Genomic DNA, 15683 nt, shown 5'->3' with positions numbered 1-15683 from the left:
CCCTAAGTAGATCGCCAAATGTTCCTGAGCGAATCCGAGGCGGAGCGGGAACGGGCAAGGTCCCTGCATTTGTCTCGGAACTTGTGGCGACCTACTTAGCGCGCCATCGGGAGCCGCAGGAGGAAGCGGGCGCCGCCGCTCGGTGCGGTGCCCACCTCCAGCGTCCCGCCGTGCTGCGTGACGATGGCGTGGACGATGGGCAGCCCCAGCCCGGAGCCCTGCGCCTTGGTGGTGAAGAAGGGCTCGAAGATGCGGTCCCTCATCGCCTCCGGGACGCCCGAGCCCGTGTCGTCCACCGTGAGCCACACGCGCGTGTCCTCGGTGCCCACGGTGAGCGTCACGTGGCCTCCGGCGGGCGTGGACTCCAGCGCGTTGAGGCACAGGTTGATGAGCACCTGCCGCAGTCGCTCCTCCTCACCGGAGAGCGCGGGCAGGTTCGACTCCGGCACCACCTGCGTCAGCGACACCTTGCGCGTCTCCGCCTGACTGCTCAAGAGGTCCACCACGCGGCGCACCAGCGCCTTCACGTCCACGGAGCCGGGGCGGAACTCACGGGGCCGGGCGAACTGGAGGAAGTCCTCCAGGATGTGGTCCAGCCGGCGAATCTCGTCGCGCACGAGCAGGAGCGGCTCCAGCAACGTGCCCTGCTGGTGGTCCGGCAGCCTGCGCACCCGACGCTCCAGCACGGACAACTGGAGGGCCGCGGCGTTGAGCGGGTTGCGAATCTCGTGGGACAGCCCCGCCGTCATGGTCCCCACCGCGGCCAGCTTCTCCGTCACCTGCGCGCGTCGGGCCAGCTCCCGCTTCTCCGCGTGCAGCCGCACCTGCCGCATCGCCTGCTCCAGCGTCAGGAGCAGCTCTCGCGGCGCGCAGGGCTTCATGAGATAGGCGCACGCGCCCGCGCGCACCGCCGCCACCGCCGTCTCCAGCGTGGCGAAGCCGGTGAGCAGCACCACCTCCGAGTCCGGCGCGCCCTCCTTCAGCTCCGCCGCCAGCGCCGTGCCGTCTCCGTCCGGCAGCCGCAGGTCCACCAGCGCCACGTCGAACCCGTCGCGAGCCTTCTCCCGTGCGCCCCGACAGGTCGACGCCGCGTGCACCACGTAGCCCGCGTCGCCGAGCAGCTCATCGAGGTTGTCCAGGAACGCCGCGTTGTCGTCCACGACGAGGACCCGCGCGGGGGACTGGGAGTTGGGTTCGGTCATGGAGAGGACACGGGGCGCGCGGCGTGCGCGGTCTCCAGCGCACCCATGAGCGCGCCGGTGTCGAAGGGCTTCGAGTAGACATCCACGCCCTCGCCGAGGGGCGCCAGGTCCGGCCAGGCCGTCATGACGAAGGTGGGCAGACTGGGGAAGCGCGCGCGCAGGCGACGCAGCGCCTCACCGTCCGGGCCTCCGGGCATGCGCAGGTCCACCAGCGCCGCGAACGGCATCGCGCAGGAGAGCAGGTCCGCGTCCAGCGCGGAGCTCACCGTCACGCACGAGAAGCCCCTGGCGCGCAACAGCTCGGAGAGGTTGTCGCTGAGCGCCGGGTCGTCCTCGGCCACCACCACCAGCCCGTCGCGTCGTGCGTTGGCGAGCAGCTCCATCAACGTGGAGATGGGGACGGGCTTGGGCAGCACCGCGAGCAGCCCTTCACGCCGCGCGGTCTCCAGGTCGTCCTCGCGGGGATAGGCCGTCATGACGACGGTGGCGATGCCCGGGTCCACGCGCCGGATGCAGCGCACCGCGTCCGCGCCGCTCATCCCCGGCATGCGCATGTCCGTCACCAGCGCGTCGAAGCGCGTGGCGCCCACCGCGCGCAGGGCCTCGTCGCCCGTGGAGACGACGGTGGCCTGGTGGCCCTCGTCGCGGAGGATTTCGGCGAGGTTCTCCGCCAACGCCCGGTTGTCATCGAGCAGGAGGTAGCGTCGCACGAGTGCCCTCCTCGGGGGACTTGGGGAGCTGGAGCACGAACCGGGCACCCGCGCCGGCCCGGGGCGCGTAGGTGATGGAGCCGCCGTGCCGCTCCAGGATGCGGCGCACGAGCGGCAGGCCCAGACCGATGCCCCGCGCCTTCGTGGTCATCAGCGGCTCGAAGAGGCGCTCGCGGATGGCCTCGCTGAGGCCGGGCCCCGAGTCCTCCAGCACCAGCTCCACCTGACCGGCGTCGCTCGTCGAGCCGTGGAGCGAGAAGTCCCCGCCGGACTCCTCGAGCGCCTGCACCGCGTTCTCCAGCAGGTTGACGAACACCTGGCGCAGCTGCCCCGCGTCGCCGTGCACCGCGGGCAGGGACACCAGGCCCTCCGCGCTGACGCGGACGTTCTCGGGGCGAACCACGGCCTTGAGGGCCTCCTGCCAGACCTCGTCCAACCAGACCTCCTGCCGCTGGAGGGGGCGGTCGCGAATCATGTCGAGCAGGTCGGACACGATGTGGTTGGCGATGCCCACCTGCTCGCCGATGCGGTCCAGGTGCTTGGCGGTGCGCTCGTCCACCGTGGCGCCCTGGCGGCTGCGCAGGATGTAGAGCGAGGTCTCGATGACGCCCAGCGGGTTGCGCAGCTCGTGGCCGATGGAGCCGACGAGCTGGCCGAAGGTGGCCAGGCGCTCGGTGCGCGCCTGCTGCGCGAGCAGGTCCTCGCGGTAGGTGTGGAGCATGATGGCCAGCTCCAGGTCCAGGATGCGGCCGAGCGCCGCGCGCGTGTCGTGGAGCACCTGGGGCTGGGTGGTGAACGCCGTGTCGATGATGGCGTTGAGCTCCTGGCGCAGCACGTTCATCGCGCCGAACATGTAGTGCTGCTCCAGGGAGATTCTCACGTGCATGCGGCCGATGCGGCAGCGCAGCGCGAAGTACGCCTCATCCCACGGGCCGCGCAGCAGCTGGTCCATCCAGACCTGGAGCGTGCCTCGCAGGTGGCCCACCTGGCTCTCGCCGCCCTCGAGCGCCTGGCGGGCGCCCTCGTGCTCCAGGATGCGGTCGTAGAAGACGCGCGCGATGCGGGGGAAGTGCGGCTTCGCGAGGGAGTGGAGGCCGACGAGTGACAGCTCGTCCCGCGCTCCGAACCCCACGTACCGCTTCAGCTCCTCGAACAAGGTTTCCGCCATGGTTTCGGGGCGGACATTAACCGCTCGCCCCACATCGGACGAGCAACTCCGCAGCAAGCACCGCGCCAGCCCGCAGCGGGTCCGGGCGACCCGGTGGCACGCAAGAAATGCGCGCCTCGGAGCTCATGGTCCGGGGCGCGCAAATCCTGCGCGACGGCGGCGCGTCAGTGCATCAGGGAGGTCCGCCCGCTCCGGTTCGGGGCCAGGGACTCGCGCGTCACGGTCTCGTGGCCGGTGGCCTTGCCGCGCTCGAGCAGGGACTTGAAGCGCAGGAGGTCGTCGTCCATCTGCCGCTTGGGGTCGACGCCCAGCAGGCGGGCGAAGGCGTGGCCGATGGCGCCGGCAGGCGGGTTGTATGACAGGCGGATGTCCACGCGGGTGCCGCCCTTCGCGGTGGGCTCGAAGTGGATGACGCCGGCGTTCTCCACGGAGGTGCCCTTCACGCTCTTCCAGGCGAGGAGCTGGTTGGGCACTCGCTTCGTGACGACGGCTTCCCATTCGAAGTGGAGGCCGGCGGGGCCACGGACCTTCCAGTGGGAGCGACCGCGCTCGTCGACGCGCACCTCGTCCACGTGGGTCATGAAGCGCGGGAAGTTCTGCATCGCGTCCCAGAAGGCGAAGACCTCCTCCACGGGCGCGTTCACGGTGATGTCCTTGTGCAGGGTGATGGCGCGAGGCCCCGCGCCGATACCCGTGAGCCGGCGCAGCTCCAGGTTGCTGAGCGCGCGGATGCCGAGGACCGCGCCGCCGAGTCCCAGGAGCGAGCCCAGGACACCGCGTTGCTGGAGCGCCCAGGACGCGAGGGAGATACCTCCGAGCGCGCCGAAGAAGCGTGACGAGGGGGACCAGTGCTTGGAGCCGAAGGGGCGTCGCCGCGCGATGCCGCCCTGGAGCTCGGACTGGCGGCCGGGCTGGGCGAAGGGGAGCAGTCGATTGTCCACGCCGCGCACGCCTCGGACGCGGCCGAGGTAGGGGACGGCGGACTTGAGCTCCTCGAGCAGGATGGAGCCCTCGAGCGTGACGATGCCGTCCCTAGCGGACACCTTCACGGAGCCCGGATGCGAGCAGACCCGTCCGAGGGCCGCGCGGACGCGCTCGGTGAGGGTGACGTCGTCGACGGGCTCCGAGCGGAAGCGACTGACGGACTCGAAGAACAGGCCTCGCGAGCGCTGGGCCAGGTCGCGGCGGACGACGTCGACCGCGGAGCTGGCCTCGTGGGCGGCGTGCACGGCCCTGCCCTGTAGATGAGACCTGCGCCAGCGGCCGCTGCGTGGATCGCTCCAGTACATCAGCCCCACGCCCAGCCCCAGTCCCCCGAGCCCCCAAATGGCTGCCTTCATGAAGTGCCTCCTGTTGGGTTGTCGATAAGTCCCATCGGGAGAACCTGACGGCGGACATGGCGCGATGCAGCAACCACGGGACGTCCGAGCCGGGCCCCGTGAGCACGGCCCCCTCGCGTGAGGGCCACGAGTGCCTGGGTGTCTCACGCGAGCGTGTGCGGGAAGGTGCCCGCATGGCCGGGCGTGCACACCTTGAGCGGGCAGACGGACCGAATCTCTTCAAGGAGCGCCGCAAGAATGCCCACGCAGCAGCCGCCGATCCCCGGGACTCCGCACCCGACGCCCCTGCCTCCCGAGCCCGAGCCCAACGCGCCGGTCAAGGAGCCGGACCCTCGGCAGCCCCAGCATGAGCCGCCCTTCCGGCAGCCTCCCGCCGAGGAGCCGCCGCGCAAGCAGCCGCCGGAGATCGAGCCTCCCCTGCCTCCTGACATCTCGCCGCCGGGGATTCACGACCCGCCGCCTCCCGGGCAGCCGGGCAAGCCGAACATCATCGCGTAGAGAGGCTCACGGCGACCACGGGTCGCCCGCGCGAACGTCCGCTGCGCGCTGGGCGATGGTCAGCCAGGAGAACCGGGCCGCGAGGGCGTCGAGCACTTCATCCGAGTGCACGTGCGCTCTCGCTGCGTCATCAAAGAAGAGTCGATCCAGCTCGAACACGACGCGCGAGCCGTTCGACGGGCCTGTCCTTGAGTCCTGCAAGGGAGAGATGAGGCCGCCTCGAGAATAGGCACTCTCGCAGCATCGCTCTCCGTTCGAGACCTGCAGGAGTACGCGGGATGACAACGCACTGAGTAGAATGCCGTGGCCATCGAGGAACTCCCAAGTCCTTGGGCCCCCCGCGAAAAGGTTCAACATTCTCCACTCGATGGAACTGAGGGTGGAGCGCCCACGGCCAAGAAACTCGGACGAAGAACACTGCCAGGGGCAGGTCATCTCGAATGCGGGGCCTGGCCAGAGCCGGAGCACGACCGGAAGCCGCTCGGCACCATTTCCTGTGATGGCCATGCTCTCGACAGTCAACTTGAGCAACACCTCGGCCTGCGAGCACGGATCAGAGGCACCCTCCAAGTACATCCCCGGACGAGCCCGGATGGCTTCATGCGGCCAGAGAATCTTGATGTTCACGGTCGTCATGGATGCAAACTCTCACCCTGAGTGGTCGCCCACGTCTACGTCGACCTCGCAGGACGACGAACTGCTTCACGGGCCAGAGATCATGCCCACAGGGCCCAGACGGGCCGTGCCCGAGCAGGGACCCCATCCCCTCTGCGTCGACCACGAATAGGGAATGTCCGGCAGCAGATAGCGACCCGGTCATCCCAGACAGTGGCCAACCGGCCAACCCGGGCTCCATTCTCAGAGCAACCAGACACTGGATGCAGTATCTGGCCGCCCTGGCTCTCCCCTATGACCAGGGTCTCTTCTTCAACCCCTGGCCTGAACCATGTCGATCCCCAATCGGACATTCTTGTGGATGTTGAGCTGTGCACTGATGCTGGGAGCATGTGGCCCCGAGCACAATGACAGCCTTGGCGAGAATCAAAGTCTCCCACCCATGGACAACACAGCGGAGGCGTCGCCCGAGATGTACTCCGAGACTTCATCACCAGTCTCCGGAGGCGAACCTGAATCCCTATCCGTCCAAACATGCAGACTCGAATGGCACGACGTCTGTCGGTCGGACCTCACGACCTGCAACGTAAGGTGCTGTGATGGCTACTACGACAACACGCATGTGGCCTGCTCCGACTGTGAGCCTTGGGCCCGGGGCAAGTGCATCAACCGTGGTGGAGTGAAACGCATCCGTTGGACACCGTGACGCGTACCCAAGCAGAAACATTCGCAGACCCTGAGTCATGGCGTGTGAAAAAGAGAAGCGCCATGCCACGCTCCATGGGCCCGAGCCAAACAGGGCTCGGGCAGCAGGATGTGACTAGGCCGTCCGTGCACCTCCGCTGAGTGCATGACCACGTTGAACTCCGAGGCACGTCCACCCACCCACGCACCGAGGAGCCACACATGACAGGACCCGCGTTCCAGGATCGCTCCACGGCGGGCCGGGCCCTCGCGCGGCTGCTCCGCCACCACGCCCACCGTCCCGACACCCGCGTGCTCGCGCTCCCACGCGGCGGTGTCCCTGTCGCCTATGAAGTCGCCCGCGCGCTCGGCGCCCCGCTGGACGTCTTCATCGTCCGCAAGCTGGGCACGCCCGGCCACGAGGAACTCGCCATGGGCGCCATCGCCACTGGCGGCACACGCGTCCTCAACCCCGAGGTCATCGACGAGCTCGGCATCACCTCCGCGCAGCTCGACGCCGTCACCGCGCATGAAACCCGCGAGCTCCAGCGTCGCGAAGTCAGCTACCGCCAGGGCCGCCCCGCCCTCGATGTCCACGGATGCGACGTCATCCTCGTCGACGACGGCCTCGCCACCGGCTCCACCATGCGCGCCGCCGTCGCCGCCCTGCGCCTGCAGCACCCTTCCCGCATCACCGTCGCCGTCCCCGTCGCCCCTCCCGACACCTGCGACGCCCTGGCACCACTCGTCGACGAGATGGTGTGTGCCCGGACCCCGGAGCCCTTCGGCGCCGTGGGCCTGTGGTACCGGCACTTCGACCAGACCTCCGACGAAGAGGTCCAGGACCTCCTCGCCCGCTCGGCCCATGACGCCGCGCCGCGGCCAGGAGTCTGAGCCACCCCCGCGGCGCACCCCGGACCCGCCCCCTTGCCCACCAGACGACGAGAGCACCCGTCCCTGGGCCTCGATGCACGGCGCGCCCCTGGATTCCAGGTAGGCTCGCGCGGCCCACGCCCCCATGCACGAGTTCCCCTCACGCAGTCAGATGCTCCTGGCCGCCTTCACCGCCGCCGCGCTCGCCGCCCTCATCGAATGGGCCTGGACCAGCGCGGACGCGGCCAATCCCCTGCCCCGCATCCTCGCCACCTCCGCGCTCGTCCTCACCTGCGCGGGCGTCCCCGCCCTCCTGCTCGCCCACGCCCGCGAGCGCACCCGCCGCGAGCGCGACGCAGCCCTCCGCAGCGCCGGTGACTCCAGCGCCCTGCGCGACGCCCTCATGGACGTCACCCCCGTGGGCTTCGCCTTCTTCGACCGCAACCTGCGCTACATCCACGTCAACACCGCGCTCGCCGCCATGAACGGCCTGCCCGCCGGTGGACACCTGGGCCGCCACGTCACCGAGGTCATGCCCGAGCTGGGCCGACTCCTCGCCCCACGCCTCGAGCGCGCCCTCGGCACCGACGCCCCCGTCCAGGACACCTGCCTCGAAGTCGAAACCCCCGCCGCCCCCGGCGAGCCCCGCTTCTGGTTCGGCAGCTACTCGCGCGTGCGCGGCGCCGGCGGCGAAGTCCTCGGCGTCATCGCCTCCCTCTCCGAGCTCACCGAGCGCATGCGCGCCGAGCAATCCCTCCAGGAGCACGAGGGCCGCCTCGACGTCCTCACCCGCTCCCTGCCCGACTACCTCTGGGGCGGCAAGCTGCGCGACGGCAGGCTGCGCGACTTCTACTGCACCCCCGTCATCGAGCGCACCACCGGCTACCCCGCCTCCGCCTTCGTCGAGCCCTCCCCCGGCGGCGGCCCGCCCCGCCTCTGGGCGGAGATGATCCACCCCGAGGACCGCGCGCGCTACCGCTCCCGCATCGAGTCGCTCGCCCCCGGCTCCGAGGTGGAGCTGGAACACCGCCTCATCTGCGCCGACGGCCGCGTGCGCTGGGTCCGCAGCCGCGCCGCCGCCTCCGCGCGAGACGCCCAGGGCGAGCTCCACGTCGGCTGCGTCGTCACCGACATCACCGACCGCTACCTCGCGGACGAGCTGCGCCAGCGCCTCCACGACAGCTTCCGCCGCTCCGCCCAGGAGTGGACCCGCACCTTCGACGCCGTCGCCGCCCCCCTGCTCGTGCTCGGCGCGGACGGCGTCATCCACCGCCTCAACGCCCCGGCCTGCGCGCTGTTCGGCGGCCTGGACCCCTCCGGCCAGCCCCTGTCCACCGCCGCCAGCAGGCCGCCCTGGTCCAGCACCCCGCCCCTCATCGACGAGCTGCGCCGCACCCACGGCACCATCACCCGCGAAGTCACCGACCCGCACTCGCGCCGCACCTGGGAGCTGTCCGCCGCCTGGGTCGACGAGGCCGGAGGCGACGACTCACGCATCATCCTGGTCGCCACCGAAGTCACCCGACTGCTCGAGCTGCAGGCCAGCCTGCGCCGCAGTGAGACCATGGCCGTCATGGGCGCCATCGTCGCGGGCGTGGCCCACGAGGTGAGAAACCCCCTCTTCTCCATCTCCGCCGTGGTGGACGCGGTGGAGGCCACCGTGGGCCAGCGCGCGGACCTGGCCCCGTACATGGACGTCCTGCGCGGCGAGGTGCGCCGCCTCAACCACCTCACCCAGGAGCTGTTCGAGTACGGCCGGCCCACGCGCGGCGAATGGGTGGAGGGCCCCGTGCACCCCGTCGTCGAGGAGGCCCTGGCCGCGTGCGCCCTCACCGGCGAGCAGGCCCGCGTGGCCGTCACGCCGCTGCTCACCGAGTCCCTGCCGCCCGTGCGCATGGACTCGCGGCGGCTGTTCCATGTCTTCCGCAACGTGCTGGAGAACGCCGTGCAGCACTCCCCCGCGGGCGCCACCGTGCGCGTGTCCACCGCGGTGCTCGAGGAGGAGGGCCGCGCCTGGGTGCGCTGCACCGTGCGCGACGGCGGCCCGGGCTTCCGCGAGGAGGACCTGCCCCACGTCTTCGAGCCCTTCTTCAGCAAGCGCCGGGGCGGCACCGGCCTGGGCCTGTCCATCGTCCAGCGCATCCTCGAGGAGCACCAGGGCGCCATCCGCCTGGGAAACCACCCCGAGGGTGGCGCCGAAGTCACCCTGCTGCTACCAGCGGTTTCCTCGCCTCCGGCCACCGTGCCCCTAGACTCGCTCGCCTCATGACCCGTACCCGCATCCTCCTCGTGGACGACGAGCCCGGCGTCCGGCTCGGCATGAGGGGCTATCTCACCGCCCACGGCTTCGACGTGGACGAAGCCCAGAGCCTCGCCGAGGCCCAGGAGGTCTTCCGCACGCACCGCCCCGACGTGGCCGTGGTGGACTACCGCCTCACGGACGGCACCGCCCTGGAGCTGCTCCCGCGCCTCAAGGAGATCGACGCGGCCGTGCCCCTGGTCGTCCTCACCGGCCATGGCTCCATCGAGCTGGCCGTGCAGGCCGTGAAGGAGGGCGCCGAGCAGTTCCTCACCAAGCCCGTGGAGCTCGCCGTCCTCAAGGTCGTGCTGGAGCGCCTGGTCGCCCAGCGCCGCGAGCGGCAGCGCCTGCGCGCGGACCTGTCGCGCACCGCGCGCGCCTCGGTGGACCCGTTCCTGGGCACCAGCGTCGCCATCCAGAACCTGCGCGCCGAGGCCGAGCGCATGCAGCACAGCGACAGCCCCGTGCTCGTCACCGGCGAGACGGGCAGCGGCAAGAGCGTGCTCGCGCGCTGGCTGCATGAAGGCGGCCCCCGCGCCGACGCGCCCTTCGTCGACCTCAACTGCGCGGCGCTGTCCAGGGACTTGCTCGACTCGGAGCTGTTCGGCCACGAGAAGGGCGCCTTCACGGGCGCGGTGGCCAACAAGCAGGGCCTGCTGGAGGTCGCCGACCGGGGCACGCTCTTCCTCGACGAGATTGGCGACATGGACCTCACCGTCCAGCCCAAGCTCCTCAAGGTGCTGGAGGAGAAGCGCTTCCGGAGGCTGGGCGACGTGCGCGACAGGCGCGTCGACGTGCGCCTCATCGCCGCCACGCACCAGGACCTGGGCACCGCCACCCGCGAGAAGCGCTTCCGCAGCGATTTGTACTTCCGCGTCAGCACCCTCATCCTCCACGTGCCCGCCCTGCGCGAGCGCCCTGAGGACATCCCCGTGCTGGCCCGGAGCTTCCTCGCGGAGATGGGCACCGCGCGCGGACGCGGCGGCGTGGGCCTCCAGCCGGACGCCGAGACGGCCCTGATGCGCTACGCCTGGCCCGGCAACATCCGCGAGTTGCGCAACGTCCTGGAGCGCGCCGTGCTGCTCTCCGGCGGCGGCGCCCTGTCCCGCGGCGACCTGCGCTTCGAGTCCTCCCCCGACGAGCCCGCCGCCGAGGATGACCTGACCCTCGAGGAGCTCGAGCGCCGCCACATCGAGCGCGTGCTTCGCCGGGAGAACGGCCACGTCGAGCGCGCCGCCGTCCGCCTGGGCATCCCCCGCTCCTCCCTCTACGAGCGCCTCAAGCGTTTGGGAATCAACAGATCTGGATTCCAGAAATCGGATCCGTGATCTGGACGCAAGGTGGACGAGGCACCGGGCGACAGCCCGCAAGTATCGGGAAAGTCGTATCGCGGGGGGCCTGAGTACGGTTGGCCCCAGGCTTGCTCTCCGGCGGCCGCGTGTCTCAGAACCTCCTCATCGTCGACGACGAATCCACCCTGTGCTGGGTGTTGGGGCAGTTCTTCTCGGGGGCCGGCTACCGCGTGGACTCGGCGCAAGCGCTCGATGAGGCGCTGGGGTTGATGACGACGGGCCGCTACGACCTGGTCATCAGCGACCTGCGGCTGAGCGGCACGCAGTCCGAGGAGGGGCTGGTGCTGGCGGACTTCGTGCGCCGCTTCACCCCGGATACCCGCGTGGTGCTGCTCACGGCCTTCGCTTCTCCGGAGCTGACGGCCCGGGCCCGTGAGCTCGGCGTCGACCTGGTCTTGCCCAAGCCGCAACCCCTGCCTTCCCTGGCCCAACACGTGTCGCAATTGTTGGCGGCACGTTGATGTGGGTGGTGCCCTTCTGGCACCGTCGGAGCATGCGAGTGCTTTTTCCTCCCACCCGCCCGTGGGCGTGGTTCGCGCTGGCGCTGTTGCTGGCGAACGGCGCCCAGGCTCAGATTCCGGCCTCCCAGGCCATCGACGTGCAGCAGTACAAGCCCGGCCCGGGCGCCTATGACGTGCTGGGGCTGCACGGCGCGCGCGTGGGCCGGCACCTCGACTGGAACCTGGGGCTGTCAGTCAACTACGCGGATGATCCGCTCAACCTGCTGGACCCGAGGCGGGACGCGTTCGTCTACCGCATCGTCGACAGCCAGCTCACCGTGGACGTGCTGGGCGCGCTGGCGCTGTTCGACTGGCTGGAGGTCGGCGTGGCGCTGCCCATCTCCACCACCACGTCGCAGCCCGCGGGAGAGGTGGCCCCGTCGCTGGCGCAGGGCGTGGATGCCACGGGCATCGGGGATTTGCGGCTGGTCCCCAAGGCGCGCCTCCTGTCCACGGACGGAGGCCTGCACCTGGCCGTGGCCGCGTCGGTGACGATTCCCACCTCGGGAGGCGACGAGTTCCTGGGCTCCGACGGGCTCACCTTCCAGCCGAGGCTCATCGCCGAGTGGGCCACCGAGCGCGTGCGCCTGCTCGCCAACGTGGGCGTGAACCTGCGCGGCGAGGAGCGGCTGCGCAACCTGCGCGTGGGCAGCGAGTTCGCGTACGGAATCGGCGCCGAGGTGCCGCTCACCGAGAAGCTCTCGGTCGCCGCGACGCTCGCGGGCGCGCTGGGGTTGAAGGAGACGAACACGGAGGAGCGGCCCCTGGAGGCGCTCGGCGCGGTGAAGTACCGCTTCACCCGTGAGCTCGCGGCCCATGTGGGCGCGGGCCCCGGCCTCACCCGAGGCTATGGCACCCCGAGCTTCCGCGTGCTGGGTGGACTGAGCTGGACGGCGTCCTCGGCGCCCTCGTCGGCCCCCGCGTGCACGCTCGGCCCCGAGGACTACGACGGCTTCCAGGACGACGACCACTGCCTGGACCCGGACGACGACAACGACGGCATCCTCGATGGACCGGACGTGTGCCCCGGCGAGCCGGAGACCTTCAACGGCTATCAGGACGAGGACGGCTGCCCCGATTCGCCTGGCGAGCACGCTCCCGCGTCCGAGGACGCACCCACCCAGGCCCCCGAGGCGAGCGCGCCGATGACGCTCCCCCCCGCCCCCGTGGACACGGACCAGGACGGCATCGTCGACAGCGAGGACCGCTGCCCCAGCGAGCCCGAGGACCTGGATGGCTTCGAGGACGCGGACGGCTGCCCCGACCCGGACAACGACAGGGACGGCATCCCCGACACGGCCGACGCGTGCCCGCTGGAGGCGGAGACCATCAACGGCGTGAAGGACGAGGACGGCTGCCCCGACCAGGGCACGTCGAGCGTGCGCCTGGAGGGCTCGCGCATCGTCATCCTGGAGAAGGTCTACTTCGCCACGAGCAAGGACGTCATCCTGCCCAAGTCGTTCAGCCTGCTCGCGCAGGTGGCCTCGGTGCTCAAGGCGAACCCGCAGCTCCAGTTGGTGCGCGTGGAGGGCCACACCGACAGCCAGGGCTCGGACGCGAAGAACCTGGACCTGTCGCAGCGCCGCGCCAACAACGTGAAGGCCTTCCTGGTGAAGTCCGGCATCGCGCCGGAGCGCCTGGAGGCGGTGGGCTTCGGCGAGACGAAGCCGGTGGACACCAACAAGACGCCCAAGGGACGCGAGAACAACCGCCGCGTCGAGTTCAACATCGTGAAGGCCGCCGACTCCTCGGCGGGGGAGGCCACGCCATGAGTCGGTCCACTTCCTGGCTGATGGTGCTGACGCTCTCGGGCTCGCCCGTGCTCGCGCAGTCGCAGGGCGCGGAGCCGTGCGGCGGCGTGCGCTTCAACAATGGCCGCGTGGAGCTGGGCCGCACGCTCGCGCCCCAGGGCCCGGAGACGGAGCAGTGCCTGAAGCACGTGGGACAGGCGCTCGTGGCCCGTCCCGCCATCCGCTCGGTGACGGTGGCCGCCCGGCTGCCGGACGCGGAGCGGCTGGGAGGCCAGGGCCTCGCGGTGGCGAAGGCGGCGGCGCAGGTGCTGGTGGCGGCGGGCGTGCCCCAGACGCGCGTGTCCGTGGTGGCGCCTCCCGCGGTGCCGGGACAGCCGGGGCAGCTCCAGCTCGCCTACGTCGAGCGCCCCGCTCAGCCCCGCGTGGCCCGCGTGCGCGCGGCGGGTGGAAGCATCCTGGCGGGCGCCACGGAGGACGCGCTGCAGCCGCGCGCCATCGGTGACTCGCTCCACACGGGCGAGCTGTTCCAGACGGCCAGCGACGCGAGCGCGGAGCTGGAGCTGGCGGACGCGAGCCGGGTGCGTGTGCAGCCCGACAGCCTCTTGCGGCTGGGCACCCTGGAGCTGAGCGCCCAGGGCACGCGCGTGGTCCGCCTGGAGCTCTTGAAGGGCTCGGTGGAGACGGTGGCCGCGCCCGGTGGCGAGGGCTCCGTGTTCGAGGTGCGCACGCGCGGCGCGGTGGCCGGGGTGCGCGGCACGCAGTTCCGCGTGACGGCGAAGGAGGACGGCGTCAGTCGCCTGGAGACGCTCGAGGGCAAGGTGGCGCTCGGCGCGCAGGGGGCGGAGGTCGACGTGGGCGCGGGCCAGGGCTCGCGCGTGCTGCCCGGCGTCGCTCCCGAGGCGCCCCGCGCGCTGCTCACGGCGCCGCGACTCGAAGGGCCTCGCGGCGGGACGTTCACCACGCCGCCCACGCTGAAGTGGTTCGAGGTGAAGGAGGCGAAGCACTACCGCGTGGAGCTGGCGCGGACGGCGGACTTCGCCGCGGGCGTGCGGACCCTCGATGCCACGGGACTCACGCTGACAGTGCCCGGGGAGCACACGGGCAAGTGGTTCTGGCGCGTGTTGCCGGTGGACAAGGACGACTTCATCGGCTTCCCTTCCAAGATCCATGCGTTCGAGCTGAGGCCCTGAGACGCGCCGATGAACCCGAGCCCCGACACGCCTGCGCGAGGCCCCTGGCTTCCCCGCCCCTCTCCGGGGCTGCTTCGCGTGGTGGCGGCGGGAGTGGGCGTGGCGCTGGCGTGCGTGACGGCGGCGACGGGCGGAGCGCCGGGGCCCCTGGAGCGCTCGCTCTATGACCAGGTCGTCAGCCGGCTCTTGCCGGGTGTCCCACGCAGCGCGGACCTGGTGCTGGTGGAGGTGGATGACCGGGCGCTGATGGCGCTGGGTGAGCGCTGGCCCCTGTCGCGGGCCACGTGGGCGCGGGCCTTCAAGGCCCTGGCGGCGCAGCGTCCGGCGGCGGTGGCGGTGGACGTGGTGTTCGACCAGCCCGGGCCGCGCGACGCGCTGGAGCTGGGCGAGGACGTGCTGGCGGCGCTGCGGGAGTCGGGGCTCACCGGGCAGCCCGCGGGCGCGGCGCTGGTGGCGGACCTGGAGGACCGGCTGCGCGAGCAGGACGGCGACGCGCGACTGGCGGAGGCGCTCGGGGAGAACGGCGCCGTCATCCTGGGCGCCGCGGCGTTGATGGACGAGGTCTCGATGATGGCGCCGCTCGAGGACACCGCGGCCGCCGATTCGGTGTCGATGCCCGTGGACCGGCTGCGGCTCCAGGCCCGGAGCGTCGCGGGCAGCATCGCCCCGCTGCGGATGGCGGCGCACGGCAGCGGCACCTTGAACATGCTGGTGGACGCGGATGGCGTCATCCGGCGCTACCCGTTCGCCGTCGACGTGGACGGCCGGAGGTGGCCCTCGCTGGCGCTGGCGACGGCGCTCAAGCTGATGCCGGAGCAGTCGGAGTCCCTGCTGCGCCGGGCGAGCGTGGACCAGGGCGCCCCGCTGATGCGGCTGCCTTCACCCGACTGGCTGCCGAGGGTGAGCCTGGCGGACGTGCTCCAGGCGGACCCGCGCTCGGTGGGGCTGGACCTGGCGCTGCGGGGCAAGACGCTCTTCGTCGGCGTCACCGCGACGGGGCTGCACGGCCAGAGCACGCTGCCAGGCCAGGTGGCGGTGCCGGGAGTGGAGATCCACGCCTTCGCGCTGGACAACCTCCGCGCGGACCGGCTGATGCGCTCGTCGGGCGGGGTGGCGCTCATGGGCCTGCTGGAGACCGTGGCCCTGCTGTGGCTCTTCGGCTGGCGCTGTCGCCGCGTGCGGACGCTGGGGGCCGTGGGGAGCACGGCGCTGGTGCTCGGCATGCTGCACGTGGCGCTGGTGGGGTGGCTGGCGGCGGACCTGGGCTGGGTGTTGCCGCTGGTGCCCGGGTGCCTGGGGTTGGGGCTGATGCTGCTGGTGGACTCGGCGCTCCGGGCGGAGGAGCTGGGCCGTCAGCGTGGCGCCCTGCGTCGACTCTTCGTGCGCTATCCCCAGTCCGCGCCGGGGACGTCGGCCCCGCCGGGCGAGGGCCGGTAGCGGCCGGGCGGGCAGCGTTGCCCGAACAACCTCGCGCGGTGGCGACCATCACCGGCGCGGGCCC

13 protein-coding genes are annotated in these 15683 nt (G+C 71.4%); 8 read left to right on the top strand and 5 right to left on the bottom strand.

The features are described from left to right. Positions 1–95 precede the first annotated feature (95 nt). The 4 genes from K8640_RS14740 to K8640_RS14725 form a co-directional block, all read right to left on the bottom strand. Complete coding sequence (locus K8640_RS14740) at positions 96–1202, bottom strand: sensor histidine kinase (protein WP_074954796.1); 1107 nt, start codon at positions 1200–1202, stop codon at positions 96–98. Next, the gene (locus tag K8640_RS14735) at positions 1199–1912 is read right to left on the bottom strand and encodes a response regulator (protein ID WP_223747613.1); all 714 of its coding nucleotides are present in this window, start codon (positions 1910–1912) and stop codon (positions 1199–1201) included. The genes K8640_RS14740 and K8640_RS14735 overlap by 4 nt, the downstream gene beginning before the upstream one ends. Then, a complete protein-coding gene (locus K8640_RS14730) occupies positions 1887–3080 on the bottom strand; it encodes a sensor histidine kinase (protein WP_223747612.1) in 1194 nt (397 codons plus the stop codon). The genes K8640_RS14735 and K8640_RS14730 overlap by 26 nt, the downstream gene beginning before the upstream one ends. Positions 3081–3244: 164 nt before the next feature. Then, positions 3245–4486 carry an SRPBCC family protein gene (locus tag K8640_RS14725; protein ID WP_267701204.1) on the bottom strand — a complete coding sequence of 414 codons (1242 nt, stop codon included), beginning with the start codon at positions 4484–4486 and terminating at the stop codon, positions 3245–3247. A 171-nt stretch (positions 4487–4657) separates the two neighbouring features. On the opposite strand from K8640_RS14725, the gene K8640_RS14720 reads away from it, so the two are divergent. Then, positions 4658–4918: a hypothetical protein gene (locus tag K8640_RS14720; protein ID WP_223747610.1), complete on the top strand. Its 261-nt coding sequence runs from the start codon at positions 4658–4660 to the stop codon at positions 4916–4918. A gap of 6 nt (positions 4919–4924) precedes the next feature. Here K8640_RS14720 and K8640_RS14715 read toward each other — a convergent pair whose 3' ends face one another. Further along, a complete protein-coding gene (locus K8640_RS14715) occupies positions 4925–5554 on the bottom strand; it encodes a hypothetical protein (RefSeq protein ID WP_223747609.1) in 630 nt (209 codons plus the stop codon). 885 nt (positions 5555–6439) lie between these two features. Here K8640_RS14715 and K8640_RS14710 point away from each other — a divergent pair. The 7 genes from K8640_RS14710 (at position 6440) to K8640_RS14680 (ending at position 15619) form a co-directional block, all read left to right on the top strand. Further along, positions 6440–7111, top strand: a complete 672-nt coding sequence (locus tag K8640_RS14710) for a phosphoribosyltransferase (RefSeq protein ID WP_223747608.1) — start codon at positions 6440–6442, stop codon at positions 7109–7111. Positions 7112–7235: 124 nt separating this feature from the next. Beyond that, a complete protein-coding gene (locus tag K8640_RS14705) occupies positions 7236–9359 on the top strand; it encodes a PAS domain-containing protein (RefSeq protein WP_223747607.1) in 2124 nt (707 codons plus the stop codon). After that, complete coding sequence (locus K8640_RS14700) at positions 9356–10717, top strand: sigma-54 dependent transcriptional regulator (RefSeq protein ID WP_223747606.1); 1362 nt, start codon at positions 9356–9358, stop codon at positions 10715–10717. Before K8640_RS14705 ends, K8640_RS14700 begins: the two co-directional genes overlap by 4 nt. A gap of 110 nt (positions 10718–10827) precedes the next feature. Beyond that, positions 10828–11202 (top strand): response regulator, encoded by a 375-nt coding sequence (locus K8640_RS14695; protein WP_046718138.1) that lies wholly within the window; start codon positions 10828–10830, stop codon positions 11200–11202. Beyond that, positions 11202–13013 (top strand): OmpA family protein, encoded by a 1812-nt coding sequence (locus K8640_RS14690; protein WP_223747605.1) that lies wholly within the window; start codon positions 11202–11204, stop codon positions 13011–13013. The genes K8640_RS14695 and K8640_RS14690 overlap by 1 nt, the downstream gene beginning before the upstream one ends. After that, positions 13010–14182: a FecR domain-containing protein gene (locus tag K8640_RS14685; RefSeq protein ID WP_223747604.1), complete on the top strand. Its 1173-nt coding sequence runs from the start codon at positions 13010–13012 to the stop codon at positions 14180–14182. Before K8640_RS14690 ends, K8640_RS14685 begins: the two co-directional genes overlap by 4 nt. 9 nt (positions 14183–14191) lie before the next feature. Continuing rightward, positions 14192–15619, top strand: a complete 1428-nt coding sequence (locus tag K8640_RS14680; protein WP_223747603.1) for a CHASE2 domain-containing protein — start codon at positions 14192–14194, stop codon at positions 15617–15619. Positions 15620–15683: the final 64 nt, after the last annotated feature.

Origin of the sequence: Myxococcus sp. XM-1-1-1 (genome assembly GCF_020037095.1) — a bacterium.
Lineage (GTDB): Bacteria > Myxococcota > Myxococcia > Myxococcales > Myxococcaceae > Myxococcus > Myxococcus fulvus.
Note: the sequence above shows the minus strand (reverse complement) of the source record. Positions and strands in the feature narration are given on the sequence as shown.